The organism is Psychroflexus salinarum (genome assembly GCF_042677225.1).
GTDB classification, from domain to species: Bacteria; Bacteroidota; Bacteroidia; order Flavobacteriales; family Flavobacteriaceae; genus Psychroflexus; species Psychroflexus salinarum.
Window position 1 is genome coordinate 1 of sequence record NZ_JBHTIV010000017.1, and the last position, 1,315, is coordinate 1,315.

Sequence of the window (1,315 nt, forward strand, 5' to 3'; positions counted from 1 at the left end):
TGAACTTCCCTGATTAAAGTTGACCGTTATTAAACATTAATTTCATTATTAAAAATAGTAATTGATTGTTGATGAAAAGTACTTTTCATCAACAATCTTTTTTCGAATTCTACCGGACTTAACTTTCCGATGTTATTATGTGGTCTTTCTGTGTTGTAATGATTGACCGCCTTTTTCACCATTCGCTTTAACTGGGTGAAGCTCTTGGGATTCCAGTATTCCAAGTAATCATTTTTTATCGTTCTGTTTATTCGCTCAGCATAAGCGTTATCTTGGGCTGTTTTAGCCATGCTTATTTTACAGCCATTCGCTTTCAAAAGAGCTACATATCCATTATAAATATATTGGCTACCCCGATCTGAATGATGTATTTCAGGAGCTTCATTCTCTTTCAAAGCCATCTTCAGAGCCTTTATGTTGGCTACAGCTCTCATGTGATCTGAGACTGTATAACCCACTATTTTCTTGGTGTAGACATCTATTATAAATACAGCATAATAGAACTTATTACCAGCATGGATATAAGTGATATCAGACTGCCATATAACAGAAGGTTTAGACACTATCATCCCTTTAATTAAATTAGGATAATACATCTTCGTTGAATAGGTTGTCCGTCTATAGTTTTTCTTTTGTTTTAAACGATAGCCTAATTCCATAAAGGTCTCTACAAATCTATCTCTTCCAATAAAGTCAGGGCGTAGAGTATCATACATTTTCTCCACCCCACAGCCTGGATGAGCTTCTCTCAGGTCATCTGCTTCTATAACCAAGTTCGCTATTTTTTGATTAAATATAGCTTGACGCTTAGCATATTGATGAACAGCTTGCTTGGTTATCCCTATAGTTTGATATAACTGATTCATAGAAAAGCTTATTTTTTCTTGGTTTTTGCGGAACCATTCGACTGTGGGGTGTTGGAGTTTTTTTTAATATCAATATCTAACTCATCTTTAGCTACATCAATCATTTTTTCGAGGTAATCTATCTGAATTTGTTTCTTACCAACGGTTTGCTCCAGTTCTTTAATGCGCTGCTCTAATAGTTTTAATTTTTTGGTGCTACTGTCTTTCATCTCTACTATGCGTTGACCACGTTCATTAACTTGAGAATATTTGTAGATCCACCTGTAAATGATCGGGGATTTGATTTGGTGTAATCGCTCAAGCTGTAATACGCTAAATTTACCGCTTTCAAAATCTTTAACAATGGAACGCTTAAACTCTTCCGAAAAACTACGCTGCTTTTGAATTAATTTTACATTGGCTTTCATATAAATTGACTTTAAGTGGTCAACCTATATCAGGGACGTACA

At 35.0% G+C, this 1,315-nt stretch carries 2 protein-coding genes; both read right to left on the bottom strand.

All coding sequences use genetic code 11. The features are described from left to right. Nucleotides 1–29: 29 nt before the first annotated feature. The gene (locus ACFQ0R_RS11820; protein WP_379658591.1) at nt 30–866 is read right to left on the bottom strand and encodes an IS3 family transposase; all 837 of its coding nucleotides are present in this window, start codon (nt 864–866) and stop codon (nt 30–32) included. An 8-nt stretch (nt 867–874) separates the two neighbouring features. Further along, nucleotides 875–1,273 carry a transposase gene (locus ACFQ0R_RS11825; RefSeq protein WP_379658592.1) on the bottom strand — a complete coding sequence of 133 codons (399 nt, stop codon included), beginning with the start codon at nt 1,271–1,273 and terminating at the stop codon, nt 875–877. Nucleotides 1,274–1,315 lie beyond the last annotated feature (42 nt).

Bases quoted from the DNA above. Each gene is read 5' to 3' on its own strand.
- ACFQ0R_RS11820 (WP_379658591.1), bottom strand. From the start codon at position 866: ATGAATCAGTTATATCAAACTATAGGGATAACCAAGCAAGCTGTTCAT.
- ACFQ0R_RS11825 (WP_379658592.1), bottom strand. From the start codon at position 1,273: ATGAAAGCCAATGTAAAATTAATTCAAAAGCAGCGTAGTTTTTCGGAA.